The 24,632-nt window shown below is 74.1% G+C and carries 21 protein-coding genes; 6 read left to right on the forward strand and 15 right to left on the reverse strand.

Annotated features, from left to right (window positions below; all coding sequences use genetic code 11):
* Window positions 1-20 precede the first annotated feature (20 nt).
* From OSB71_RS09115 to OSB71_RS09160, 10 genes are all read right to left on the reverse strand, one after another.
* Complete coding sequence (locus tag OSB71_RS09115; RefSeq protein ID WP_416237224.1) at window positions 21-902, reverse strand: hypothetical protein; 882 nt, start codon at window positions 900-902, stop codon at window positions 21-23.
* Window positions 903-930: 28 nt separating this feature from the next.
* Window positions 931-1,755, reverse strand: a complete 825-nt coding sequence (locus OSB71_RS09120; protein WP_265946261.1) for a carbohydrate ABC transporter permease — start codon at window positions 1,753-1,755, stop codon at window positions 931-933.
* Entirely contained in the window at window positions 1,752-2,951 is a 1,200-nt protein-coding gene (locus OSB71_RS09125) for an ABC transporter permease subunit (RefSeq protein WP_265946263.1), read from the reverse strand. Before OSB71_RS09125 ends, OSB71_RS09120 begins: the two co-directional genes overlap by 4 nt.
* The gene (locus OSB71_RS09130) at window positions 2,941-4,224 is read right to left on the reverse strand and encodes a sugar ABC transporter substrate-binding protein (protein WP_265946265.1); all 1,284 of its coding nucleotides are present in this window, start codon (window positions 4,222-4,224) and stop codon (window positions 2,941-2,943) included. Before OSB71_RS09130 ends, OSB71_RS09125 begins: the two co-directional genes overlap by 11 nt.
* A gap of 436 nt (window positions 4,225-4,660) precedes the next feature.
* Window positions 4,661-5,188: a hypothetical protein gene (locus OSB71_RS09135; protein ID WP_265946267.1), complete on the reverse strand. Its 528-nt coding sequence runs from the start codon at window positions 5,186-5,188 to the stop codon at window positions 4,661-4,663.
* Window positions 5,189-5,381: 193 nt separating this feature from the next.
* A complete protein-coding gene (locus tag OSB71_RS09140; RefSeq protein ID WP_265946269.1) occupies window positions 5,382-6,842 on the reverse strand; it encodes a glutamate synthase subunit beta in 1,461 nt (486 codons plus the stop codon).
* On the reverse strand, window positions 6,835-11,409 hold the full coding sequence (gene gltB, locus OSB71_RS09145; protein WP_416237229.1) for a glutamate synthase large subunit: 4,575 nt from the start codon (window positions 11,407-11,409) through the stop codon (window positions 6,835-6,837). Before gltB ends, OSB71_RS09140 begins: the two co-directional genes overlap by 8 nt.
* Before the next feature lie 308 nt (window positions 11,410-11,717).
* Window positions 11,718-12,422, reverse strand: coding sequence for a VIT1/CCC1 transporter family protein (locus OSB71_RS09150; protein WP_265946273.1), 705 nt, complete (start codon window positions 12,420-12,422; stop codon window positions 11,718-11,720).
* A gap of 124 nt (window positions 12,423-12,546) precedes the next feature.
* Window positions 12,547-13,512: a prolipoprotein diacylglyceryl transferase gene (gene lgt / locus OSB71_RS09155; protein ID WP_265946275.1), complete on the reverse strand. Its 966-nt coding sequence runs from the start codon at window positions 13,510-13,512 to the stop codon at window positions 12,547-12,549.
* Between the two features lie 54 nt (window positions 13,513-13,566).
* Entirely contained in the window at window positions 13,567-14,352 is a 786-nt protein-coding gene (locus OSB71_RS09160) for a DsbA family protein (RefSeq protein ID WP_265946277.1), read from the reverse strand.
* Window positions 14,353-14,596: 244 nt separating this feature from the next.
* Between OSB71_RS09160 and OSB71_RS09165 the strand changes: the two genes are divergently transcribed.
* From OSB71_RS09165 to OSB71_RS09190, 6 genes are all read left to right on the forward strand, one after another.
* Window positions 14,597-15,043 carry a DUF485 domain-containing protein gene (locus tag OSB71_RS09165; protein ID WP_265946279.1) on the forward strand — a complete coding sequence of 149 codons (447 nt, stop codon included), beginning with the start codon at window positions 14,597-14,599 and terminating at the stop codon, window positions 15,041-15,043.
* The gene (locus tag OSB71_RS09170) at window positions 15,040-16,716 is read left to right on the forward strand and encodes a monocarboxylic acid transporter (protein WP_265946281.1); all 1,677 of its coding nucleotides are present in this window, start codon (window positions 15,040-15,042) and stop codon (window positions 16,714-16,716) included. The genes OSB71_RS09165 and OSB71_RS09170 overlap by 4 nt, the downstream gene beginning before the upstream one ends.
* Before the next feature lie 238 nt (window positions 16,717-16,954).
* Window positions 16,955-18,022: a sensor histidine kinase gene (locus OSB71_RS09175; RefSeq protein ID WP_265946283.1), complete on the forward strand. Its 1,068-nt coding sequence runs from the start codon at window positions 16,955-16,957 to the stop codon at window positions 18,020-18,022.
* Entirely contained in the window at window positions 18,019-18,774 is a 756-nt protein-coding gene (locus tag OSB71_RS09180) for a LytR/AlgR family response regulator transcription factor (protein WP_265946285.1), read from the forward strand. The genes OSB71_RS09175 and OSB71_RS09180 overlap by 4 nt, the downstream gene beginning before the upstream one ends.
* On the forward strand, window positions 18,771-19,151 hold the full coding sequence (locus tag OSB71_RS09185) for a hypothetical protein (RefSeq protein ID WP_265946287.1): 381 nt from the start codon (window positions 18,771-18,773) through the stop codon (window positions 19,149-19,151). The genes OSB71_RS09180 and OSB71_RS09185 overlap by 4 nt, the downstream gene beginning before the upstream one ends.
* Window positions 19,148-20,608, forward strand: coding sequence for a sodium/solute symporter (locus OSB71_RS09190; RefSeq protein ID WP_265946289.1), 1,461 nt, complete (start codon window positions 19,148-19,150; stop codon window positions 20,606-20,608). Before OSB71_RS09185 ends, OSB71_RS09190 begins: the two co-directional genes overlap by 4 nt.
* 117 nt (window positions 20,609-20,725) lie before the next feature.
* On the opposite strand, the gene trpA is transcribed toward OSB71_RS09190, so the two are convergent.
* The 5 genes from trpA to OSB71_RS09210 all read right to left on the reverse strand — a co-directional run bounded on the left by trpA (window position 20,726) and on the right by OSB71_RS09210 (window position 24,601).
* Window positions 20,726-21,622 (reverse strand): tryptophan synthase subunit alpha, encoded by an 897-nt coding sequence (gene trpA / locus OSB71_RS09195; protein ID WP_265946291.1) that lies wholly within the window; start codon window positions 21,620-21,622, stop codon window positions 20,726-20,728.
* Window positions 21,622-22,857: a tryptophan synthase subunit beta gene (trpB, locus tag OSB71_RS09200; RefSeq protein WP_265946293.1), complete on the reverse strand. Its 1,236-nt coding sequence runs from the start codon at window positions 22,855-22,857 to the stop codon at window positions 21,622-21,624. The genes trpA and trpB overlap by 1 nt, the downstream gene beginning before the upstream one ends.
* 141 nt (window positions 22,858-22,998) lie before the next feature.
* Window positions 22,999-23,166, reverse strand: a complete 168-nt coding sequence (trpM, locus tag OSB71_RS24615; RefSeq protein ID WP_416237225.1) for a tryptophan biosynthesis modulator TrpM — start codon at window positions 23,164-23,166, stop codon at window positions 22,999-23,001.
* A gap of 4 nt (window positions 23,167-23,170) precedes the next feature.
* The gene (trpC, locus tag OSB71_RS09205) at window positions 23,171-23,977 is read right to left on the reverse strand and encodes an indole-3-glycerol phosphate synthase TrpC (RefSeq protein ID WP_265946295.1); all 807 of its coding nucleotides are present in this window, start codon (window positions 23,975-23,977) and stop codon (window positions 23,171-23,173) included.
* A gap of 378 nt (window positions 23,978-24,355) precedes the next feature.
* Window positions 24,356-24,601, reverse strand: coding sequence for an HGxxPAAW family protein (locus tag OSB71_RS09210; protein ID WP_265946298.1), 246 nt, complete (start codon window positions 24,599-24,601; stop codon window positions 24,356-24,358).
* Window positions 24,602-24,632: the final 31 nt, after the last annotated feature.

Consider the following 24,632-nt stretch of genomic DNA (forward strand, 5'->3'; position numbering starts at 1 on the left):
CGCCCGCGCGCGTCGCCGGGTCACGTCTCGCACTCCAGGAGCGAGGCGCAGACGGTGCAGCGGGCTCGCAGGTGGCCGCGGGAGGCGGGGAGGCGGACCCGCTGGAAGCAGGTGGGGCAGGGGAAGGAGACGCGCGGGGGCGGGCCGGGCTCGAAGCGGTAGGGGGCGGTGGACGGCGCGGCGGCGCGGCGGCGGTCGTGGGCGTAGCGGCGGCGGGCGGCCCACCCGGCGGCGGCGAGTGGGGGGCGACGCCGGTCGGCGGCGGCCCGCTCCCGGCCCCGCGTGTACGCCGGGGACGCCTGGGGGCTGGTGAACCACACCGCGGGGTCCTCGGCGAAGACCTCGGCGCGCTTGGCCAGCACGTAGCCGAACTCCTCCGGGGTGAGGTAGCCCAGCTTCTGCGAGGTGAGGGCGTCCTGCCGGAAGGCGTCCAGCAGCAGCCAGCCCGCCCCCAGGTACGTGGCCACCGTGTCGGTGAGGACCTCGTTGTCGCGGGTGCCGTCGAAGGCCAGCCCGAGCCGGTGCAGGGCGACGTGGGTGATCTCGTGGGCGAGGGCGGCGCCGATGTCGCGGCGGTGCTCCTTGAAGCGGGCGTTCAGCTCGACGAAGTACTCGGGCCCGGCCGCCAGCTCGACGGTGGCGGCGTGCTCCATGGCGCGGAAGCCGACGATGACGCGGGCCTGCGGCAAGTGGAGCTGGGCCACCAGGGCGGCGGCCACGCGCTGGACGGCCGTGTAGAGCTCCTCGCCGTCGTCGACGGCCACGTCGGCGGGGGCCACGCTCGTGGCGTGGCGGGCGACGCCGTCGACGGACAGGCGCTGGTAGAGGGCGGTGAGCGCCGCGCGCACGGTGTCCAGGTGGGGAAAGCCCCGCTCGACTCGGTCGGCCGTCACCGGACCCACTGTAGTCCGGCCGGTAGTCCGGCCGCCCTCACCCCTTGACCGCGCCCGCCGCGAGCCCGGTGGACAGGCGGCGCTGGACGAGGACGAAGAAGACCAGCACCGGCACGGTGATGAGGGTGGAGCCGGCCATCACCGCGCCCCAGTCGTTGGTGTGCTGGCCGAAGAAGCGGTGCAGCCCGACGGCGGCGGTGAACTTCGCCTCGTCCTGGAGGAAGGTGAAGGCGAAGAGGAACTCGTTCCAGGCGACGATGAAGGAGAACACGCTCGTGGCCACCAGGCCCGGCGCGGTCAGCGGCAGGAGCACCGAGCGGAACATCCGCCACCAGGAGCAGCCGTCGAGGTAGGCGGCCTCCTCCACCTCGCGCGGCACGGCGGCGACGAAGCCGCGCAGCATCCAGATCGCGAAGGGCAGCGAGAAGGCGAGGTAGACGATGGTGAGCCCGAGCAGGCTGTTGAGCATCTGGAGGTTGCGCATCTGGACGAACAGCGGGATGACGAGCGCCTCCAGTGGCACCATCTGCACCACGAGCACCATGACGAGCACCGTGGTGCGCAGCCGGAAGGTGTGGCGGGCGACGGCGACGGCGGCGAGCAGCGCCAGCGCCCCGGCCAGCGCGATCGTCCCGGCGCCGACGAGCGCGGAGTTGAGCAGGAACCGGCCGAAGCCGCCGTCGGCGAGCACGAAGCGGAAGTGGTCGAGGGTGAAACCGGAGGGCAGCGGCGACGCCCCCCGGGCGTTCGCGCGCGGATCGAACGCGGAGGTCACCATCCAGTAGCCGGGGAGCACGGTGAAGGCCAGCAGGGCGGCGGTGGCCACCCCGGTGCCGGTGCGCGCGGCCAGGCCGGTCCTCACAGCGACTCCCCCTTCTCGCGACCCTCGGCGAACAGGGCCCGGATGTAGACGACGGTGATGGCGAGCAGCAGCAGGGTGAGCAGGACGGCGATGGCGGCGCCCATGCCGTACTGGCGCTGTGCGAAGGACTCCACGTAGGACCACACCCCCAGGTTCAGCACCGCCGGGTTCGCGCCGTTGCCGCCGGGCATGAGGTAGAGCTGCACGAACACCTTGAAGTCCCAGATGGTGGAGAGGATGACCACCACCAGGAAGACGGGCTTGATGGCGGGCACGGTGATGGACCAGAACCGCTGCCAGGCGTTCGCACCGTCCACGACGCCCGCCTCGTGCAGCTCGCGCGGGATGGTCAGGAGGCCGGCGAAGACGGTCACGGCCACGAAGGGGAAGCTGTGGTGGACGACGTTGACCGTGGCGATGGCGTAGAACGTCAGCCGCCCGGTGAACCAGTTGGTGGCCGCCGGGTCGACGAGGCCGAGCGAGCCCAGGCCCTGGACGACGGCGCCGCCGAACGGGTCGAACAGCCACACCCACACGTAGGTGCCGGTGACGGCGGGCATCGCCCACGCCATCATGATCGTGCTCGCGGTGAGCGTGCGCCACAGCGGCGGCAGCCGGAGCAGCAGCAGGGCCACCAGCGTGCCGAGGACGACGGTGAGCGCGACGCAGACGGCGGCGAAGAGCACGGTGTTGGGCAGGACGGTCGTCCACAGGTAGGACTGGCCCAGGATCTCGGCGTAGTTGGCGCCGCCGTTGTAGTTGGTGGAGCCGCCGACGATCTCGCGCAGCCCGTAGTCCTGGAAGGACATCCACACCACGCGGCCCAGCGGCCACAGCAGCAGCCCGCCGACGGCCAGCAGGGCGGGGGCCAGCAGCAGCCAGGGCCGCGACCGGCGCCGCCGCCGCGCGGCCCGGGCGGCCCGCTCCCGCGCGCTCGCGGCCCGGGCGGGCGCCGTCGCCGTCCCGGGTGCGGCGGCGCGGTGCGGCGAGCGGCCCGCGCCGGGGGCGCGGCCCGCGCCGGATGTGCCGCCCGCGCCGGGCCCGGGTGCCTGGACGGCACCAGGCGCTTCGGTCGTGCCCGGTGCCCCGGTGGCACCACGCGGCTCGGACGCGCCCGGGGGCTCGGGGGCCGCGGGCGCCTCGGGGGCCGCGGGCGGGTCGGGGACCTCAGTCGGGTCGGGGGCCTCAGTCGCCAAAGGACTCGTCCATCTCGGCGGCGGCCTCCCGGGTGGCCTGCTGCACGCTCTTCTTGCCGCTGAGGATGGCCTGCACCATGCGGGCGAGCGTCTTCTTGCCCTGGATCTCACCGAAGGCGGGGGTGACGGGGACGGTGCGCCCGGCGTCGGCCATCTGCCGCGCGAACGGCGCCACGAGGGGGTCGCGGCGCTGGGCCGCGCGCTCGACCAGCGAGGTCCGCCCGGGGAAGTACCCGGTCTGGTCGGCCCACTTGCGGGCGTACTCCGCGGAGGTCATCAGCTCGATGAACTCCCACGCCAGCTCCTGGTCGGCGGCGGTGTGGAACACGCCCAGGTGCGACCCGCCGAGGAAGGACGGGCTCAGCCCGCCGTCGGACCCGGGCAGGGGCGCGGCGGCGAGCTTGCCCGCCAGCTCGGGGCGGTCGCCCACGATGGTGGCGGGCGTCCAGGAGCCGGCGACGGCCATGGCCACCTTGCCGTTGGTCAGCCCCGCGACCAGGTCGGCCTCGTCCCAGGTGGTGGCCGCCTGCGCCGACGTGCCGTGCTCGGTGGCCAGCGAGGTGTAGAAGTCCACGCCGCGCACGGCCTCGCGGTCGCCGATGGCCGACCGCCAGCCGTCCCCCGCGGGGGTGGCCAGCTCGCCCCCGGCGCCCCAGACGAAGGCGTCCAGGGTGTACTCGCTGTCCCCGAGCACCGGGAAGGGGAGCATGCCCGGCTCCCTCTCCTTCAGTTCCCGGGCGACCTCGCGCAGTTCCGGCCAGCTCGTGGGCGCGCTCAGGCCGTGCTCGGCGAAGACGTCGCGGCGGTAGAGCAGCGCGCGCACCCCCGCGTACCAGGGGACGCCGTAGAGCTTGCCGTCGTAGGTGCCGGCGGTGCGCAGGGCGGGGACCATGTCGTCCTCGCCCTCGGCGGCGGCGCTGTGCGCGGTCAGGTCGGCCAGGGCCCCGGCGTCGGCGAACTCGGCGGTCCAGGTGGTGCCGATCTCCGCCACGTCGGGCGTGGTGCCGCCCGCCATGGCCTTGGTGAACTTGTCGTGCGCGTCCGGCCAGGGCACGTACTGGACGTCCAGCCGGGCGCCGGTGCGTTCGGTGAAGGCGGCGCCCACCTCGTCGAAGAAGGGCCCGGCGTCGGGGTTGGTGCCCTCCATGATCCACACGGTCAGCGTGCCGTCGTCGGACGCGCTGCCGGTGCCGCAGCCGGTCACGGTCCACGCCAGGGCGGTGACGAGGGCGAGGGCGACGCCTCTGACGGGTGGCCTCACGCGCTGCTTCATGGCCGGGCTCCTCCCAGGGCGGGTACGCACGGTGCACTCATGGGCACCGCTGGTCACACTGTCACCTTGCGCCACAGCCTCCGGCACATCACGGACCGCCGCCCCCATTCACCCGACCGACACGCCCCTGACCCGGTGAGCGCGCGCCGTCCGTGCGCATCGGGTCCCCGCACCCCCCGTGCGCGGGGCGCCCCGGCCCGGCAGCCCCACGCCCGGGGCCGCCGGTGCGCACCGCCGCCTCGGGGTGGTCGGCGCGGTGGGGCCGCCCCCGGTCACCCGCCCGGCGACGCGGCCGGGGCGGCGTCGGCGCCGGACCCAGGGGTGGTGTGCGCCCGCGGCGGGGCGGCGCCGGGCGGGGCGCGCCGGCCGGTGGCGGCACCGCTCACCCTGGCGGCCCGCCGTGCCGCCGCCGCGCCCGCCCGCGCCGCGCCGCGTGTTACTTCGTGAGCGTGGGGTTGACCAGGCTCTCGCCGGTGGCGGCGTCCACCACCGCCCGGTCCCCGAGCCGCTCGTCCAGTTCGACGGTGACCTCGTCGGTCAGGAGCTGCTCGGTGCAGGCCTCGGCGTCCCCGGCCTCGCGCCAGCCGCCCAGGACCACCAGGTCCTCGGACTCGGCCACGTGGACGCCCCAGTCCGCGTCGCAGGCGCCGTGGCCGACGGTGACGGTGAGCGCCGCGCCGTCCTCGGCCGCTTCGGCCGCCGGGACCGGTTGCAGCTCCTCCAGGCCGGTGCTGCCGGTGGGCGCGACGTCGGGCCAGTTCTCCTCGATCGCCTCGGCACGCTCCTCGAAGGGCGTGCCGGCCTCGGAGGCGGGGGGCGTGGGGTCCTTCGGTTCGACCTTCTGCTGGTCGTCCCCCGCGCCGGTGCCGCCCTGGTCGCCGCCTTCGGTGCCGCAGCCGACGGCCGTGAAGGCGGCCGTGGCCGTCAGTACGAGCGCCGCCGCGATGCGTCGAGTGTGTCGCATGGTCTCTTTCCTCCTCGCCGGATGCGCCTTGGACGCGGCGGCCCGCGTTCCGGTTCCGCCGGGGAGCCCGCGCCGCCCGGGCCCCTCGGGCGCGGGCGCCCGGGTGGCGGCACACCGCGAACCCGCACCCGGTCGGGGGTGGGTGCGGGTTCGCGGCAGTGCGGGGGCGCCGAGGCGGTGAGGCGGTGAGCGCTCAGACGGTCAGCGCGCGGTCCGTCGGCCGGATCGGGTACGGCAGCGCGCTGGTGCCGGTGAGGTAGCGGTCGACGCCGCGCGCCGCGGCGCGGCCCTCGGCGATCGCCCACACGATCAGCGACTGCCCGCGACCGGCGTCACCGGCGACGAAGACGCCGTCGATGTTGGTGGCGTAGTCCGCGTCGCGGCCCACGTTGCCGCGCTCGTCCATCGCCAGGCCGAACTGGCGCACCAGCCCGTTCTCCTGGTCGGTGCCGGTGAAACCCATGGCGAGGGTGACCAGCTCGGCCGGGATGCGGCGCTCGGTGCCCGGCTTCTGCGTCAGCTTGCCGTCCACGAACTCCACTTCGGTCAGGTGCAGCGCCGTGACGTTGCCGTCCTCGTCGCCCTCGAAGTGGGTGGTGGACACGGAGTAGACCCGCTCGCCGCCCTCCTCGTGCGCGGAGGTCACCTTGTAGAGCATCGGGAACGTCGGCCACGGCTGGTGCGGGGCGCGCTCCTCGCCCGGCCGGGGCATGATCTCCAGTTGGGTGACGGAGGCCGCGCCCTGGCGGTGGGCCGTCCCCACGCAGTCCGCGCCGGTGTCGCCGCCGCCGATGACGACGACGTGCTTGCCCTCGGCCGAGATCGGCGGGGTGACGTAGTCGCCCTCCTGCACCTTGTTGGCCAGCGGCAGGTACTCCATCGCCTGGTACACCCCGCGCAGCTCGCGGCCGGGCACCGGCAGGTCGCGCGCGGTGGTGGCGCCCGCGGCGATGACCACGGCGTCGTAGCGGCGGCGCAGGTCGGTGGCGCTGAGGTCGCGCCCGATCTCCACGCCGGTGCGGAACTTGGTGCCCTCCGCGCGCATCTGCTCGATGCGCCGGTTGATGTGCCGCTTCTCCATCTTGAACTCGGGGATGCCGTACCGCAGGAGCCCGCCGACGCGGTCGGCGCGCTCGTAGACGGCGACGGTGTGCCCGGCCCGCGTGAGCTGCTGCGCGGCGGCCAGGCCGGCCGGTCCCGAGCCGATGACGGCGACGGTCTTGCCGGACAGCCGCTCCGGCGGCTGCGGGGTGACGTCCCCGTTGTCCCACGCCTTGTCGATGATGGTGACCTCGACGTTCTTGATGGTCACCGCGGGCTGGTTGATGCCCAGCACGCAGGCCGACTCGCACGGCGCCGGGCACAGCCGCCCGGTGAACTCCGGGAAGTTGTTCGTCGCGTGCAGCCGCTCGATGGCGGCGCCCCAGTCCTCGCGGTAGGCGTAGTCGTTCCACTCGGGGATGAGGTTCCCCAGCGGGCAGCCGTTGTGGCAGAACGGGATGCCGCAGTCCATGCACCGGCCGGCCTGCTTGCTGATGATCGGCAGGAGGGAGCCGGGGACGTAGACCTCGTTCCAGTCCTTGACCCGCTCCTCGACCGGCCGCGTCGGGGCGACCTCGCGGTCGGTGGTCAGGAAGCCCTTGGGGTCAGCCATTGATCGCCGCCTCCATCATCTTCTCGTGGGTCTCGGACTCGGTGAGCCCGGCCCGCTCGGCGGCGTCCTTGGCGGCGAGCACGGCCTTGTACGTGGGCGGGAGGACCTTGCGGAACCTCGGCAGGGCGGTCTCCCAGTTGGCCAGGAGCTTCTCGGCCACGGTGGAGCCGGTCTCCTCCTGGTGCCGGCGCACGACGTCGTGCAGCCACCGCTGGTCCTCGGCGTCCAGCTCCTCGACGGCCGGGGCCAGCTCCTTGTTGACGTTGTCCGGGTCGAGGTCGATGACGTAGGCGGTGCCGCCGGACATGCCGGCCGCGAAGTTGCGCCCGGTCTCGCCCAGGACGACGGCCCGCCCGCCGGTCATGTACTCGCAGCCGTGGTCGCCCACACCCTCGGAGACGACCGTCGCGCCGGAGTTGCGCACGCAGAAGCGCTCGCCGACCTTGCCGCGCAGGAACAGCTCGCCGCCGGTGGCGCCGTAGGCGAGGGTGTTGCCCGCGATGACCGAGTACTCGGCCAGGTGGTCGGCGCCCCGGTCCGGACGGACGACGATCCGGCCGCCGGACAGGCCCTTGCCGACGTAGTCGTTGGCGTCGCCCTCCAGGCGCAGCGTCACGCCGCGCGGCAGGAACGCGCCGAAGGACTGGCCGGCGGAGCCGGTGAAGGTGACGTCGATGGTGTCGTCGGGCAGTCCGGCGCCTCCGAACTTCCGCGTCACCTCGTGGCCGAGCATGGTGCCGACGGTGCGGTTGACGTTGCGGATCGCGAGCTGGGCGCGCACCGGCTGGGCGGCCTCGGCGCTGTCCGCCTGGAGGGCGTCGGCGGCGAGCCTGACCAGCTCGTTGTCCAGCGCCTTGGCCAGCCCGTGGTCCTGCTCGGCGATCTGGTGGCGCACCGCGCCCTCGGGCAGCTCGGGCACGTGCAGCAGCGGGGCCAGGTCCAGCCCCTGCGCCTTCCAGTGGTCGACCGCCCGGGTGGTGTCCAGCAGCTCGGCGTGGCCGATGGCCTCGTCCAGCGTGCGGAAGCCCAGCTCGGCCAGCAGCTCGCGCACCTCCTCGGCGACGAACTCGAAGAAGTTGACGACGAACTCGGCCTTGCCGCTGTAGCGCGAGCGCAGCACCGGGTTCTGCGTGGCGATGCCGACCGGGCAGGTGTCCAGGTGGCACACGCGCATCATGACGCAGCCGGAGACGACCAGCGGCGCGGTGGCGAACCCGAACTCCTCGGCGCCCAGCAGCGCGGCGATCACCACGTCACGGCCGGTCTTGAGCTGGCCGTCGGTCTGCACGACGATGCGGTCGCGCAGGCCGTTGAGCAGCAGGGTCTGCTGCGTCTCGGCCAGCCCCAGCTCCCAGGGGCCGCCCGCGTGCTTGAGCGAGGTGAGCGGGGAGGCGCCGGTGCCGCCGTCGTGGCCGGAGATCAGCACGACGTCGGCGTGCGCCTTGGACACACCCGCGGCGACGGTGCCGACGCCGACCTCGGAGACCAGCTTGACGTGGATGCGCGCCGACGGGTTGGCGTTCTTCAGGTCGTGGATGAGCTGGGCGAGGTCCTCGATGGAGTAGATGTCGTGGTGCGGCGGCGGCGAGATCAGGCCGACGCCGGGCGTGGAGTGCCGCGTCCTGGCCACCCACGGGTACACCTTGTGGCCGGGGAGCTGGCCGCCCTCGCCGGGCTTGGCGCCCTGGGCCATCTTGATCTGGATGTCGTCGGAGTTGACCAGGTACTCGCTGGTCACCCCGAACCGGCCGGAGGCCACCTGCTTGATCGACGAGCGCCGGGCGGGGTCGTACAGCCGCTCCGGGTCCTCGCCGCCCTCGCCGGTGTTGGACTTGCCGCCGAGCTGGTTCATGGCGATCGCCAGCGTCTCGTGGGCCTCCTGGGAGATGGACCCGTAGGACATGGCGCCGGTGGAGAACCGCTTGACGATCTCCGAGACGGGCTCGACCTCCTCGATGGGCACCGGGGGGCGCCCGGCGGCGAACCGGAACAGGCCGCGCAGCGTCATCAGCCGCTCGGACTGCTCGTCCACGCGCCGGGTGTACTGCTTGAAGACGTCGTAGCGGCGCTCGCGGGTGGAGTGCTGGAGGCGGAAGACGGTGTCCGGGTCGAACAGGTGCGGCTCGCCCTCGCGGCGCCACTGGTACTCGCCGCCGACGTCCAGGTCGCGGTGGGCCGGGGCGATGCCGGAGGCCGGGTAGGCCTTGGCGTGCCGGGCGGCCACCTCCTGGGCGATCACGTCGAGGTCGGCGCCGCCGATCTTGGTGGTGGTGCCGTTGAAGTAGGTCTCGGCGAACTCCGCGTCCAGCCCCACGGCCTCGAACACCTGTGCGCCGCGGTAGGAGGCGACGGTGGAGATGCCCATCTTGGACATCACCTTCAGCACGCCCTTGCCGAGCGCCTTGATGAGATTGCCGATCGCCTCCTCGGCCTCCACGCCGTCCAGGAACGTGCCCGCCCGGACCAGGTCCTCGACGCTCTCCATGGCCAGGTAGGGGTTGACCGCTGCGGCGCCGTAGCCGATGAGCAGCGCGACGTGGTGCACCTCGCGCACGTCCCCGGCCTCCACCAGCAGACCCACCTGGGTGCGCTGCTTGGTGCGGATGAGGTGGTGGTGCACCGCGGAGGTGAGCAGCAGCGAGGGGATCGGGGCGTGCTCGGCGTCGGAGTGCCGGTCGGAGAGCACGATGAGCCGGGCGCCGCCGGCGATGGCGTTGTCAGTCTCCCGGCAGATCTCCGCCAGCCGGTCGGCCAGTGCCGGGCCGCCGCCGCCGACCCGGTACAGGCCGGAGAGCGTGGTGGCCTTCATGCCCGGGCGGTCGCCGTCGGCGTTGATGTGGATGAGCTTGGCCAGCTCGTCGTTGTCGATCACCGGGAAGGGCAGGGTCACGCTGCGGCAGGACGCGGCCGTCGGCTCCAGCAGGTTGCCCTGCGGGCCGAGCGAGGAGATCAGCGAGGTGACCAGCTCCTCGCGGATGGCGTCCAGCGGCGGGTTCGTGACCTGCGCGAAGAGCTGGGTGAAGTAGTCGAACAGCAGCCGCGGCCGGTCGGAGAGCGCGGCGATGGGCGAGTCGGTGCCCATCGAGCCGATCGGCTCGGCGCCGGTGCGCGCCATGGGGGCGAGCAGGACGCGCAGCTCCTCCTCGGTGTAGCCGAACGTCTGCTGGCGGCGCGTGACCGAGGCGTGGGTGTGCACGATGTGCTCGCGCTCGGGCAGGTCGGCCAGCTCGGTGAGGCCGGCCTCCAGCCACTCCTGGTACGGGTGCTCGGCGGCGAGCTGGGACTTGACCTCGTCGTCCTCGATGATCCGGTGCTCGGCGGTGTCCACCAGGAACATGCGGCCCGGCTGGAGCCGGCCCTTGCGCACCACCCTGCCCGGGTCGACGTCCAGCACGCCGACCTCGGAGCCGAGGACGACCAGCCCGTCGTCGGTGACCCAGTAGCGGCCCGGACGCAGACCGTTGCGGTCGAGCACCGCGCCGACCTGGGTGCCGTCGGTGAAGGTGACGCAGGCCGGGCCGTCCCAGGGCTCCATCATCATGGAGTGGTACCGGTAGAAGGCGCGGCGGGCCGGGTCCATCGAGTCGTGGTTCTCCCACGCCTCGGGGACCATCATCAGCACCGCGTGCGGCAGTGAGCGGCCGCCCAGGTGCAGCAGTTCCAGCACCTCGTCGAAGGAGGCCGAGTCCGAGGCGTCCGGGGTGCAGACGGGGAAGACGCGGTCCAGGGCGCGGTCCTGCCCGAACAGGTCGGAAGCCAGTTGCGACTCGCGGGCGCGCATCCAGTTGCGGTTGCCCTTGACCGTGTTGATCTCGCCGTTGTGGGCGATGAAGCGGTAGGGGTGTGCCAGGGGCCAGCTCGGGAAGGTGTTCGTGGAGAACCGGGAGTGGACCAGGGCGATGGCGGAGGCGAAGCGGCGGTCGGACAGGTCGGGGAAGAAGGGTTCGAGCTGTCCGGTGGTGAGCATGCCCTTGTAGACGAGGGTGCGGGCCGACAGCGAGGGGAAGTACACCCCGGCCTCGCGCTCGGCGCGCTTGCGCAGCACGAAGGCGAGCCGGTCCAGCGCGACACCGGTGCGCGGGGCGGCGTCGTCGGCGTCGGCTGCGTCGGCTGCGTCGGACACGAAGAGCTGGTGGAAGGCGGGCATCGTGGCCCGGGCGCCCTGGCCCAGCAGCTCGGGGGCCACCGGCACCTCGCGCCAGCCCAGGACGCGCAGGCCCTCCTCGGCCGCGATGGCCTCGACGCGGGCGACGGCGGCGGCCGCCTCGCCCTCCTCGGCCGGGAGGAAGGCGACGCCGACGGCGTAGGCCCCGGCCTCGGGCAGCTCGAAGCCGGTGTGCTCGCGCAGGAAGGCGTCCGGGACCTGGACGAGAATGCCCGCGCCGTCGCCCGAGTCGGCCTCGGCGCCGGTGGCGCCGCGGTGCTCCAGGTTCCGCAGGACGGTCAGCGCCTGCTCCACGAGGCGGTGGCTCGCTTCGCCGGTGAGGGTGGCCACGAAGCCGACACCACAGGCGTCGTGCTCGTACTGGGGGTCGTACAACCCCTGCTTGGCAGGGTGGGCCGCCATAGACGCTGCACGCATCGGCTCTCCCGTCGTCGTCGTGGCATGTACCAGTGCCGAGGGACGACGTTGGCCCTCTGCAGATCAAAATTTCACGCAGATTACATGATGGTCGGTTTCCCGGAAAGTGGATACCGGAGTCCACCATACGGACGCCAGACGGGGCATCCGGAGTAAGCGGAAGGAGGATGGCCTCCGCACGCGCAGGGGTTCAGGCGAGCGCCCTTGCTCGCAGTGCTTCGGGCTACTGCCCGGTGCCCGCGCCGCTGAAACCGCCCGGTAACGAGGTTACGCGGAGCGACCGGCCGCGCACGTCACCCGAGCGCCGCGCCCAGGAGCGAGCCGAGCACGTAGGTGAGCCCGGCCGCCACCCCGCCCAGGATGAACTGCCGCAGCCCCCCGTACCACCACGGGCGGGCGGTGACCTTGGACACGGCCGCCCCGCACAGGAACAGCCCGGTCAGCGCGACGGCCACGGCCGGCCACACCAGCGTCACGCCCAGCAGGTAGGGCAGGACGGGCAGCAGCGCGCCGAGCGCGAAGGAGCCGAACGAGGAGACGGCGGCCACCAGCGGAGACGGCAGGCCGTCCGGGTCCACGCCCAGCTCGTCCCTGGCGTGGATCTCCAGCGCCTGCTCCGGGTCCCGGGAGAGCTGGGCGGCGACCTCGGCGGCCAGCGGCTCCGCCAGCCCGCGGTCGCGGTAGCGGGCCGCGAGCTCGCGCTGCTCGCCGAGCGGGTCCTCCAGCAGCTCGCGGCGCTCCACGGCCAGCTCCGCGAGGACCAGCTCGCGCTGGGAGGCCACGGAGGTGTACTCGCCGGCGGCCATGGAGAAGGCACCGGCCGCCAGACCCGCGAGGCCGGTGAGGACGATCGTCCGCGGTGCGGCGGAGCCGCCGGCCACGCCGGTGATCAGGGCGAGGTTGGAGACGAGGCCGTCCATCGCCCCGAAGACGGCGGGGCGCAGCCACCCACCGCTGACGTCGCGGTGGGTGTGGCTCTGCGGCTCTGCGGCGGCCATACCCCGACGGTAAACGCGCTTGTGGCCCGGCTGCCAGCGAGGAAGGCCGTACTGAGCGCAAGCTCCCCGCGCCCGTGGCCGTGCCGCGCGCGGGCGGAGGGCGGCCCGGGGGCGCGGGGCGCGGTTACTTCCTCGGCGCCGTCCTGCCGGACGGGGCGTCGCCGCCGGACGGGGCGGCGTCGGACGGAGTGTCGTCGGCGGAGGCGTCGGCGGTGGGCTTGTCGGGGTCCGGGGCGTCGGTGTTGGCCTCGGGCGAGGCCGCCGCGGGCGCGCCGTCCGGCGGGGGTTCGACCACCAGCTCGCGGCCCGGGCGCCGCCTGGCGGAGAGGACGAAGAAGGCGACGGCGCCCAGGAAGACGACGAGCGAGGTCCAGTTGTTCAGGCGCAGGCCGAGGATCTCGTGCGCCTGGTCGATGCGCAGGTACTCGATCCAGAACCGCCCGGCGGTGTAGGCGGCGACGTAGAGCGCGAACGCCCGGCCGTGGCCGAGCCGGAAGCGGCGGTCGGCCCACAGCACCAGCAGGGCGACGCCCAGGCACCACAGGGACTCGTAGAGGAACGTGGGGTGGAAGGTGCCCGCGTCCCGGCCGTTGTCGATCTCCACCGCCCACGGCAGGTCGGTCGCCCGGCCGTACAGTTCCTGGTTGAACCAGTTGCCCCAGCGGCCGATGGCCTGGGCGATCGCGATGCCCGGGGCCACCGCGTCGGCGTAGGCGGGCAGCGGGATGCCCCGGCGGCGGCAGGCGATCCAGGCGCCGAGCGCGCCGAAGGCGATCGCGCCCCAGATGCCCAGGCCGCCCTTCCAGATGTGGAAGGCCTCGACCCAGTTCTCGCCCTCGGCGAAGTAGAGCTGGTAGTCGGTGACGACGTGGTAGAGGCGCCCGCCGACGAGGCCGAACGGAACGGCCCACACGGCGACGTCGGCGACCGTGCCCGGCTGGCCGCCCCGGGCCACCCAGCGCTTCCCGCCGAGCCAGACGGCGACGAACACTCCGATGATGATGCAGGCGGCGTAGCCACGCAGCGGAACGGTGTCGAACAGCAGGATTTCGCCGTTCGACGGGCTGGGGATCGAGGCAAGAGTCTCCATGGCGGTTCAGACGCTACCGTGCCCGGGCCACGGGGCGGTAACGGGTGTCAGGTGTCAGTCGGCCGCCGCCGCGGCCTCGGCCACCTTGGCCCGCAGGCTCTGCGGGGTGAGCGGGTTGTTCGGGTCCGCGTAGATGTTCTCGCCGTCCAGCAGCACGGTGGGCGTCGCGTTGTACTCGGAGGAGGTGAAGGCGTCGTTGGTGGCGGCCACCTTCTCGTCGTGGGTGCCGTTCTGGACGCACGAGCGGAACTCCGGGGAGTCCAGGCCGGGGACCTGGCCCGCGAGTTCGATCAGGTGGTCCTTGTCGGCGAAGGTGTCCTCCTGCTCGGGCGGCTGCTGGGCGTAGAGCAGGTCGTGGTAGGGCGTGAACAGCCCGGCGTCCTTCGCGCAGTGCGCGGCGTTCGCGGCGAACTTGGAGCCGTTGCCGCCCATGTTGCCGTCGATGATGGAGACCAGGTGGTACTCGGTGCGCACCCGGCCGTCGTCGACGAGTTCGTGGACGGTGTCCTTGAACTGCGTCTCGAACGCCGCGCAGCCGGGGCAGCGGAAGTCCTCGTAGATCGTGAGCGTGACGGGGGCCTGCCCCTTGCCCTCGCTGATGGGCGCCGCCGCCTGCCCGCCGCCGGAGGAGGAGGAGCCGCCCGCGGCGGCGTAGCCCACGACGCCGACGACGGCCAGGACCGCGACGACGACCAGTGAGGCCTTCACGCCCCGCCTGCGCTTCTCGGCCGCCTGCTCCCGTTCGCGCTGCTCGCGCAGCCGCTCGACGGCGGGCCGCTTCCCGTCGTGCCGGCTCTCCTGGTTCCCGTGGTTCTCGGGGTTCTCGGGGTTCTCGCTCATCACGCCCGGGTCAACGAGCGGGCCGGTCGGGTACCGACGGCCGGACGTGCGGCTTCCCCTGAAGGTGCGATGCGCGGGGGCCCGCCTTGACGACCGTTCGGCGTGGCTGCCGACCGGTCGGCGGCCACAGGTGTGCCGCTCGTCGCGGACCGGCGACGTTCGGCGCACGCACTCGAACACGGCTTCCCCACCGGTGTGACGCTGCTTACTTTCCCCCTGTCCGACCCCTGCCGAGGAGGCGTTCATGCCCACCGAACCCCCGCCGCAGTCGCGCTCGCCGAAGGAGGCGACGGACCGCCGCGTGGCGATGCACACCGACCCGCGCTTCCTGGAGCTCAAGCGACGGCTGCTCGTCTTCGTCTTCCCGATGAGCGTCGCCTTCCTCGCGTGGTACCTGCTGTACGTGCTGATGTCGGCGTACGCGCGCGGGGTGATGTCCACCGTGCTGTTCGGCACCGTCAACGTGGCCCTGGTCTTCGGCGTGCTGCAGTTCGTCTCCACCTTCGGCATCGCCGTCCTGTACTCGCGCTACGCCAACCGGCGCCTGGACGGCCTCGCCGACGCCCTGCGCGCCGAGCTGGGCGACGCGCCCGGGGACGGCGGCGCGGGCCGGGACGGAACCGACGCGGGTCCCGGCGCCGGGCCGGGGTCCGCGGACCAGACCGACGCGCAGAACGGAGCCGCCCGATGACGCTGGCGCAGGAGGCCGGGAGCAGCGGCCGCACCCTGACCATCCTGCTGTTCCTGGCGATGATCGCGGTCACCCTGGTGATCACGATCCGGGCCGGGCGGCAGACGAAGTCGGCCACCGACTTCCACTCCGGCGGCCGCGGGTTCAGCGGCGTGCAGAACGGCTTCGCCATCGGCAGCGACTACATGTCGGCGGCCTCGTTCCTGGGCATCGCCGGCATGATCGCGCTCTACGGCTACGACGGGTTCCTGTACTCCATCGGCTTCCTGGTGGCCTGGCTCGTCGCGCTGCTGCTGGTGGCCGAACTGCTGCGCAACTCGGGCCGCTTCACGATGGCCGACGTGCTGTCGTACCGGATGAACCAGCGCCCGGTGCGCACGGCCGCCGCCGTCTCGACGATGACCGTCTCCATCTTCTACCTGCTCGCCCAGATGGTGGGCGCCGGAGCGCTCATCGCCCTGCTGCTGGGCATCGAGCCGGGCGAGACGTACCTGGGGATGAGCGCGGACACCGCGAAGATCATGGGCATCGTCATCGTCGGCATCCTGATGATCGTCTACGTCACCTTCGGCGGCATGAAGGGCACGACGTGGGTCCAGATCATCAAGGCGGGCATGCTGATGGGCGGGGCGCTCCTGCTCACCGTGCTGGTGCTGGCCGTCTACGACTTCGACCTCGGCTCGCTGATGAACGACGCGGCGAACGCCAGCGGGGCCGGGCAGTCGTTCCTCGAACCGGGCCTGCGCTACGGCGTCGAGGTGCCCGGCGACGCGCTCCAGACGCTGTGGAACAAGCTCGACCTGATCAGCCTGGGCCTGGCCCTCGTGCTGGGCACGGCGGGCCTGCCGCACGTGCTGATCCGCTTCTACACCGTTCCGGACGCCAAGACGGCCCGCGCGTCGGTCAACTGGGGCATCGGGCTGATCGGCAGCTTCTACCTGATGACCCTGGTGCTGGGCTTCGGCGCGGCGGCGCTCGTCGGCAGGGAGGCCATCACCGCGCAGGACGCCGCGGGGAACACGGCGGCCCCGCAGTTGGCCGAGGCGGCGGGCGACCACTTCGGCGGCTCGGGACTCGCCGCCGTGCTGCTCGCCATCATCGCGGCCGTCGCCTTCGCCGCGATCCTGTCCACCGTGGCCGGGCTGATGATCGCCTCCTCCTCGTCGCTGGCGCACGACTTCTACAACAGCGTGCTGCGCAAGGGGAGGGCGAGCGAGGGCGAAGAGGTCAAGGTCGCGCGGATGTCGGCCTTCGGGGTGGGCGCGGTGGCCATCGTGCTGGCCATCTTCGCGCAGAGCCTGAACGTGGCCTTCCTGGTGGCGCTGGCCTTCGCGATGGCGGCCTCCGCCAACCTGCCGACGCTGCTGCTGAGCCTGTTCTGGAAGCGGTTCAACACCCGCGGGGCGGTGGCCGGCATCTACGGCGGCCTGATCAGCGCGGTCGTCCTGGTGCTCTTCTCCCCGGTGGTCTCCGGCTCGGAGAAGGCGCTGGTCACCGGCGCGGACTTCGCCTGGTTCCCGCTGGCCAACCCCGGCCTGGTGTCGATCCCGCTGGGCCTGCTGTGCGCGGTCGTGGGCACGCTGACCTCCGGCGAGCGCGACGCGCGGCGCTTCGCGGAGCTCCAGGTGCGGGCGCTGACGGGCGCGGGCGCGGAGAAGGCGTCCACCCACTGAACCCGGTGGGCCCGCCCGACGCCCCCGGGCGGGCCCACCGGGCGGGCGCGGCGCACCCGGACCGGGCCTCGCGGCGGACGCGGCGCCCGGGTCGGCCCGGGGCCGGGCCCCCGGGCGCACCGTCCCGGCGTCCCGGGCGCGCCGCGCACCGCGCCCGGGACCGGCCCGGGGCCCGGACCGGCCAGGACGTGCCGCGCGACCGGGTCGCAATCCGGTAGGGCTGGGTTAACGTCGGCGCGTGAGAGCGACGTGGGGGCGAGGGCTGCGCGCGCGCCGGTCGGAACCGCCGGACACGATGGGCGTGCTCCGCGAGGCGCGGCTGCTGGGCGGCGACCTGCGCGACGGCCTGCGCGGCGGTGCGGCCGGCTCCGCCGCGCGCCGCGTGCGCAGGCTGCTGCGCGCCGACGCCGTCCTGCTGGCCGACCTGGACGGCCCCGTCGCCCGGCAGGGTGCGATGCCGACGGGCAGCGACCCGGAGGCGCTGGTGGCGGAGGTCTTCGAGCGCGGTGCGGCGCTGCGCAGGCCGCCGCTGTGCGCGGCCCCGCTCATCGTCGCCGACGACCTCGCCGGCTGCGTGCTGGCCGCGGGCGACCTGGGCGAAGAGGACGTGAGCGAGGTCGCCCGGCTGATCGCGGGCCAGCTCGACCACGCCGAGCTGCGCACCGCGCGCACCCGCATCGCCGCCGCCGACCTGCGGACCCTGCGCGCGCAGATCTCGCCCCACTTCCTGCACAACGCCCTGGCGGTGATCGCCGCGCACATCCGCAGCGACCCGGCGCGCGCCCGCGGGCTGCTCACCGACTTCGCCGACTACCTGCGGTACAGCTTCTCCGCCAAGGGCGACTTCGCCACCGTCGCCGCCGAACTGCAGGCCACCCAGACGTACCTGGAGCTCCAACGCGCGCGGTTCGACGACCGGCTGGAGATCACCGTGCGGATGGCCCCGGAGATCCTGCCCGTGACCGTCCCCTTCCTGGTGGTCCAGCCCATCGTGGAGAATGCCGTGCGGCACGGTCTGGAGCGCAAGGCGGGGCGCGGGCACATCAGCGTCTCGGGCTTCGGCGAGGGCCCGCTGTGCGTCATCGAGATCGAGGACGACGGCGTGGGCATGGAGCCCGGCCTCGCGCGCGCCGTCCTCGCCGGCACCGGGCCGCCCGCGAAGGGTGTGGGGCTGGCCAACGTGGACCAGCGGCTGCGCGCGGTGTACGGGGCCGAGCACGGCCTGGTGATCGAGACCGCGCCCGACAGCGGTACCAAGGTGGTCATCCGGGTGCCGCGCTTCATGCGAGGAGTGGTGGCCGAGTGACGTTGCGGGTCCTGGTCGTCGAGGACGAGCCGTCCACCCGGGAGGAGCTGAACGGCTTCCTCGCCGACACGCCGGAGATCGCGGAGGTGCTGTCGGCCGACAGCGGCGAGGCGGCGGTGCGGCTGCTGGGGGGCGCCGGGTTCGACGCGGTGTTCCTGGACATCTCCATGCCGGGCCTGGACGGCATGGAGGTCGCCCGGGTCGTGAGCATGCTCTCGCGGCCGCCGGCGATCGTGTTCGTCACCGCCTCGGAGTCGCACGCGATCGAGGCGTTCGGCATCGGGGCCGTGGACTACCTGCTCAAGCCCGTGCGGCCGGAGCGGCTGGCGGACTCCGTCGCCCGCATCGCCCGGCTGCGCCGGGCCCCGCGGGAGAGCGCGCCGGCCGACGAGCTGGCGGTGGTGCAGATCGAGCACAGCCGCCGCACGGTGTTCGTGCGGCGCGACGACATCCAGTTCGCCGAGGCGCACGGCGACTACGTCCGGCTGCACACCGCCGAGGGCACCCACCTGATCCGGCTGTCGCTGTCCTACCTGGAGGACGTGTGGGCCCCGGCGGGGTTCGTCCGCGTGCACCGCGGCTACCTGGTGGCCGTCGGATGGGTGCACGACCTGCGCGTCACCAGCTCGGCGGGGCTGGTGGCCTGCACCCCGGCCGGCGACGTGCCGGTCAGCCGGCGGCACGCGCGGGGGCTGAAGGACCGGCTCATGGACGCGGCGCGCCACGGCGAGCTCGGCCGGGCGGCGCGGTGAGCGGCGCGCGGGGCCGGGTGAAGGTCACCAGCCCGCAGACGCGGATCGCGCTGGCGCGCGGGCACCGCGGCACCCGGCGTCCGCTGCCGCTGCCCGGGCCCGAGGACCCGCCGCTGGCCCGCCGGGTCTTCGCCGCCCAGCGGCGCGCCGCCCTGCGCACGCTGGCGCTGCTGGGCCTGGTGCTGTTCGGCACCAGCGGGGTCATCGCGGCGCTGCCCGCCCTGGACCGGCTGGCCGTCGGCGGGGTGCCGGTGTCCTGGCTGGTGCTGGCCGCGGCGACGTACCCGCTGCTGCTGCTCATCGCCGTCGCCCACGTGCGCACCGCCGAGCGGACCGAGGCGGCCGAGGGGCACCCGCGCCCGGGCGACCGGCCGTGACGGGGCTGCTGGCGATCGGCTTCCTGGTCGCCGCGAGCCTGGCCATCGGCCTCTACGGCGTGCGGGCGGCGCGGACCACACCGGACTTCCTGGTCGCCTCCCGGCGGGTGCGCAGCCGCTGGAACGCCATGGCCATCGCGGGCGAGTACGTCTCGGCCGCCTCGGTGCTGGGGCTGGCCGGGCTGCTGCTGAAGGACGGCATCGGCACGATGTGGTACGCGGTCGGGTTCACCGCGGGCTACGTGGCCGTCGTGGCCCTGGTGGCCGGGCCGATGCGGCGCTCGGGCGCGTACACCGTGCCGGACTTCGCCGAGTACCGGCTCGGCTCGCGCCGGGTGCGGCGGCTGTGCGGGCTGGTCGTGCTGGTGATCATGTGGCTGTACCTGGTGCCCCAGTTCAAGGGCGCCGGCGTGGTGCTGCACCTGGTGAGCGGCACGCCGTACTGGGTGGGGGTGGTGCTGGCCGGGCTGGTGGTCAGCGGCTCCATCGCGGTGGGCGGCATGCGCTCGGCCACCTACGTGCAGGCGTTCCACTACCTGGTGAAGCTGGTGTTCATCGCGGTGCCCGCGGTGTTCCTCACGGTGCGCGCGGGCGCGGACGTCCGGGCTGCGGCGCTGACCCCGGTGACCGTGCCCGAGGGGTGGAGCAGGCCGCTGCTGGACATCGGCGACTCGGGGTACCCGCTGCTGTCGACCTGGTCGGTGCTGCTGGCCACGACGCTCGGCGCGGTGGGGCTGCCGCACGTCATCATGCGCTTCCACACCAGCTCCAGTCCGCGCGCGGCCCGGCGGGTGGCGGTCCTGGTGATCGCGCTGCTCGGCGTGTTCTACCTCTTCCCGGTGGTGTACGGCCTGCTGGGCCGGGTGATGACGCCGCACCTGGTGCGCTCGGGGACGACGGACACGGTGGCCGTGGTGCTGCCGGGCCAGGTCGCCCCGGGCACGCTGGGCAGCGTGCTGACGGCGCTGGTGGCCGCCGGGGCGTTCGCGGCGTTCCTGTCCACCTCGTCCGGGCTGCTGCTGGCGCTCGCGGGCGGGCTCTCGCACGACCTGTTCGGCAGCGGGCTGTCCCGGCTGCGCCTGGCGGTGGCGGTGGGGGCGGGCGTGGCCGTGCTGCTCTCGCTGCCCGCGGCGCACGTGGACATCAACGTCATGGTCGGCTGGGCGTTCGCCGTGGCGGCGTCCACGTTCTGCCCGCTGCTGGTGCTGGGCATCTGGTGGCCGGGGCTGACCCGGGGCGGCGCCGTGGCCGGGCTCGCCGTCGGCGCCGTCTCCGCCACCGGCGCGGCGCTGGTCTCCGCGCTGGGCGAGTTCTCCGGGCTGCTCACGGTGCTGCTGGCGCAGCCCGCGTCCTGGACGGTGCCGCTGGCCTTCGCCACGATGGTCGGCGTCTCCCGCCGGCGCGGTGCCCCACCGGAGGGCGCCGAGCAGGCGGTCCTGCGCCTGCACGCACCGTGAGCCGGACGGCCCCGCCCGCACCGTGGGGCGCGCCGGGCCGCTCCCCGGCCGCGGACGGCCCGCGCCCGCGTGGTGCGGCGGGCGCGGGCCGTCCGGTGGCACGGGCGGTGCGGCCTGCTAGCCCTCGCGGACGCCGGCCGCGAGCTCTCCGGCGAGGTGCCGGACGGCGGCCAGGCCGGCGTCGAGGTCGTCGCCGTGCTCCAGCAGCGCCTTGACGAACGCCGAGCCGACGATGACGCCGTCGGCGAAGCCCGCGACCTCGGCGGCCTGGGCGCGGTCGGAGACGCCCAGCCCCACGCACACCGGCAGGTCGGTGACCGCCCGCGTGCGGGTGACGAGGTCCCGCGCCTGGCCGCCGACCGACGCGCGCGTGCCGGTGACCCCCATCAGGGACGCCGCGTACACGAACCCGGAACCGGCCGCCGTGATCTTCGCGAGCCGCTCGTCGCGGCTGCTGGGCGCGACGACGAACACCGTGGCCAGTCCGTGGTGCTCGGCGGACTTCCGCCACGCGGCGGACTCCTCGACCGGCAGGTCCGGCAGGATGCACCCCGCGCCCCCGGCCGCGGCCAGCTCGGCCGCGAACCGCTCGGGGCCGTAGCGGTCCACCGGGTTCCAGTAGGTCATCACCAGCACCGGCGCCCCGGTGGCGGCGTGCGCCTCGCGCACCGTGCGCAGGACGTCGGCGATGCGCACCCCGCCGCGCAGGGCGATGTCGTCGGCCGTCTGGATCACCGGTCCGTCCAGCACCGGGTCGCTGTGCGGCAGGCCGACCTCGACGACGTCGCAGCCGCCCGCCAGCAGCGCCGTGCAGGCGGCCACGCCGCCGTCGACGGTGGGGAACCCGGCGGGCAGGTAGCCGACGAGGGCCGCGCGGCCCTCCTGGCGGGCCCGGGCGAGCACCGAGGTGAGCAGGTCGGCCCGGCCCGTGGCGTCGCCCGGGACGCCGGCGGGGCCGTCCGCGTCGTGGTGGGCCGGGGCGGACGTGCCGTGGATGTGTGCCGTGCCCGCCATCACCGGGCCTCCTCGTCGTAGTACCCGAAGTAGCGGGCCGCGGTGTCCATGTCCTTGTCGCCGCGCCCGGAGAGGTTGACCAGCACGAGCCCGTCCGGCCCGAGCTCGCGGCCGAGGTCCAGCGCCCCGGCGAGCGCGTGGGCGGACTCGATGGCCGGGATGATGCCCTCGGTCCGGGAGAGCAGCCGCAGCGCCTCCATCGCCTGCGCGTCGGTGACCGGCCGGTACTCGCCGCGCCCGGTGTCCTTGAGGTAGGAGTGCTCGGGGCCGATGCCGGGGTAGTCCAGGCCCGCGGAGATGGAGTACGGCTCGGTGATCTGCCCCTCGTCGTCCTGGAGGACGTAGGAGCGGGAGCCGTGCAGGATGCCGGGCTCGCCGACGCTCAGGGTGGCGGCGTGCTCGCCGGAGTCCACGCCGTGGCCCGCCGCCTCCAGGCCCACCAGGCGCACCGAGGTGTCGCCGAGGAAGGCGTGGAAGAGGCCGATGGCGTTGGAGCCGCCGCCGACGCAGGCCGCGACGGCGTCCGGCAGCCGCCCGGTGCGCTCCAGCACCTGGCGGCGCGCCTCGACGCCGATGACCCGGTGGAAGTCGCGCACGAGCTGCGGGAAGGGGTGCGGCCCGGCCACGGTGCCGAAGAGGTAGTGGGTGTGGTCGACGTTGGCCACCCAGTCGCGGAACGCCTCGTTGATGGCGTCCTTCAGGGTGCGGCTGCCGGAGGACACCGGGACGACCTCGGCGCCCAGCATGCGCATCCGGGCGACGTTGAGCGCCTGGCGCCGGGTGTCGACCTCGCCCATGTAGATGGTGCACTCCAGGCCGAACAGCGCGCAGGCGGTGGCGGTCGCCACGCCGTGCTGGCCCGCGCCGGTCTCGGCGATGACGCGGGTCTTGCCCATGCGCCGGGTGAGCAGTGCCTGGCCCAGCACGTTGTTGATCTTGTGGGAGCCGGTGTGGTTCAGGTCCTCGCGCTTGAGGAAGACCCGCGCCCCGCCGGCGTGTTCGGCGAACCGCGGGACCTCGGTCAGCGCGCTGGGGCGGCCGGTGTAGTGCGCGAGCAGGTCGTTGAGCTCGGCGGCGAAGGCGGGGTCGGCCTTGGCCTTGGCGTACTCGGCGGCCACCTCGTCCACGGCGGCGACCAGCGCCTCCGGGATGAACTTGCCGCCGAACGCGCCGAAGTACCCCTCGGCGCTGGGGACCCGGCCCTCGGGGTCGGGCAGGAAGAAGTCAACGGACATCAGGACGGTCTCCAGGGAACGGGAAGCGGTACCGGGCGCGCGGGGCGCGCGGTGCCTGCGACGGGTGGGGGCGCGCGCACGCGCCCCGCCGGTGGCGGGGAACCGCGGGGGCGCGCACCCGGCCGCGCGAGGGGCGTCCCCTCACGCCGGGTGCGGCCGCCCGTGGCGGCCGCGCCATCGCCGCCCGTTGATCTGTCCCGGCTCCGCGCCGATGTGGTAGCGCACCCGCCGCCCGTGCACGCGCCGCGCGGGCGCGCGGCAGCCCCGCGGCCGGCAGCCGCGGGCGAGTCGGGCGAGAGCGTGCGTCACGGCGTCAGCGTCCGTGGCGCAGCGCCGGGTGCGCCCCGGCGGCGACGAGGTCGGCCACCGCCGACTTGGGGTCCTTGCCGGTGACCAGGGACTCGCCGACCAGGACGGCGTCCGCGCCGTCGTTGGCGTAGGCGATCAGGTCGTGCGGGCCGCGCACCCCGGACTCGGCGATCTTCACGATGTGGTCGGGGATCTCCGGGGCGACACGGGAGAAGTTGCCCCGGTCGACCTCCAGGGTCTTCAGGTTGCGCGCGTTGACGCCGATGACGCGGGCGCCCGCGTCCACCGCCCGCGCGACCTCCTCCTCGTCGTGCACCTCGACCAGCGGGGTGAGGCCGATCGACTCCGCGCGCTCGATCAGCGAGACCAGCGCGTCCTGCTCCAGCGCGGCGACGATGAGCAGGGCGAGGTCGGCGCCGTGCGCCCGCGCCTCCCAGAGCTGGTAGGCGGTGACGATGAAGTCCTTGCGCAGCACCGGGATGTCCACCCGGGCGCGCACCGCCTCCAGGTCGGCGAGCGAGCCGCCGAAGCGGCGCTGTTCGGTGAGCACGGAGATGACCGCGGCGCCGCCGGCCTCGTAGTCGGCGGCCAGCCCGGCCGGGTCGGCGATGGCGGCCAGCGCGCCCTTGGAGGGGCTGGAGCGCTTGACCTCGCAGACGACCCGGATGTCCTCGCCCTTCAGCGCGGCCGCGCCGTCCTTGGCGGGCGGGGCCTGTGCGACGCGCTCCTTCAGTTCCTCAAGGCTGACGCGCTGCTGGCGCTCGGCGAGGTCTGCGCGGACTCCGTCGATGATCTCGGCGAGCACACTCACGCGAGCGGCCCCTTTCTGCTGAGTTACGGATCGTCGCGGTCAACGTCTGCGATGGTATCCGGCCAGCGGCGCGGGCCCCGCATCCGGTGCGGCCGGGTCTCATCTATCGGACGAGCCCGCCCGCTTTCCGGAGCCTTCCGTGCCGGGCGCGTCCGGTCACGGCCGACCGGGGCCGGACGGCGCGGCGGGCGTCCGTTGCGCGGACGGGCCGGGCGCGGCCACGGCCCCGGCGCCTGACGGGAGCGGCGGCGGGACCGGGGCGGTGCGGCGGACGCGGGACGGCGCGGCGCCCGGGAGACCGGCGCGAAGCCGCACTCCCGAGCACGCCGCGCCGAGCGGTCCAGCGCCGCGCCGGGCGCTCACCGCCGGGCCGGGGGCTCAGCGCTGAGCCGCGCCGGCCTCCTCGCGGCGGGCGGTCAGGTCGGTGGGCTCCTTCGGCATGCCCATGCCCATGGAGCGCATGATCAGGCCGACGATCCCGCCGAGCCCCGCAAGGGCCAGCCCGGCCCAGACGAGCACCGGCTGGGCCAGCACCATGAACACGGCGCTGACGCAGAAGCCGATGAAGGCGATGGTGACGCCGGTCCAGGCGGCGGGGGTGTGTCCGTGGCTGCTGTCCGCCATGGGAGCTCCTCGGTCGGTCGTGCTCACTGGG

Source organism: Streptomyces marinisediminis, assembly GCF_026262575.1.
Classification (GTDB): domain Bacteria; phylum Actinomycetota; class Actinomycetes; order Streptomycetales; family Streptomycetaceae; genus Streptomyces; species Streptomyces marinisediminis.

Bases quoted from the DNA above. Each gene is read 5' to 3' on its own strand.
- OSB71_RS09130 (WP_265946265.1), bottom strand. From the start codon at position 4,224: ATGAAGCAGCGCGTGAGGCCACCCGTCAGAGGCGTCGCCCTCGCCCTC.
- OSB71_RS09135 (WP_265946267.1), bottom strand. From the start codon at position 5,188: ATGCGACACACTCGACGCATCGCGGCGGCGCTCGTACTGACGGCCACG.
- OSB71_RS09140 (WP_265946269.1), bottom strand. From the start codon at position 6,842: ATGGCTGACCCCAAGGGCTTCCTGACCACCGACCGCGAGGTCGCCCCG.
- gltB (WP_416237229.1), bottom strand. From the start codon at position 11,409: ATGGCGGCCCACCCTGCCAAGCAGGGGTTGTACGACCCCCAGTACGAG.
- OSB71_RS09150 (WP_265946273.1), bottom strand. From the start codon at position 12,422: ATGGCCGCCGCAGAGCCGCAGAGCCACACCCACCGCGACGTCAGCGGT.
- lgt (WP_265946275.1), bottom strand. From the start codon at position 13,512: ATGGAGACTCTTGCCTCGATCCCCAGCCCGTCGAACGGCGAAATCCTG.
- OSB71_RS09160 (WP_265946277.1), bottom strand. From the start codon at position 14,352: ATGAGCGAGAACCCCGAGAACCCCGAGAACCACGGGAACCAGGAGAGC.
- OSB71_RS09165 (WP_265946279.1), top strand. From the start codon at position 14,597: ATGCCCACCGAACCCCCGCCGCAGTCGCGCTCGCCGAAGGAGGCGACG.
- OSB71_RS09170 (WP_265946281.1), top strand. From the start codon at position 15,040: ATGACGCTGGCGCAGGAGGCCGGGAGCAGCGGCCGCACCCTGACCATC.
- trpA (WP_265946291.1), bottom strand. From the start codon at position 21,622: ATGGCGGGCACGGCACACATCCACGGCACGTCCGCCCCGGCCCACCAC.
- trpB (WP_265946293.1), bottom strand. From the start codon at position 22,857: ATGTCCGTTGACTTCTTCCTGCCCGACCCCGAGGGCCGGGTCCCCAGC.
- OSB71_RS09210 (WP_265946298.1), bottom strand. From the start codon at position 24,601: ATGGCGGACAGCAGCCACGGACACACCCCCGCCGCCTGGACCGGCGTC.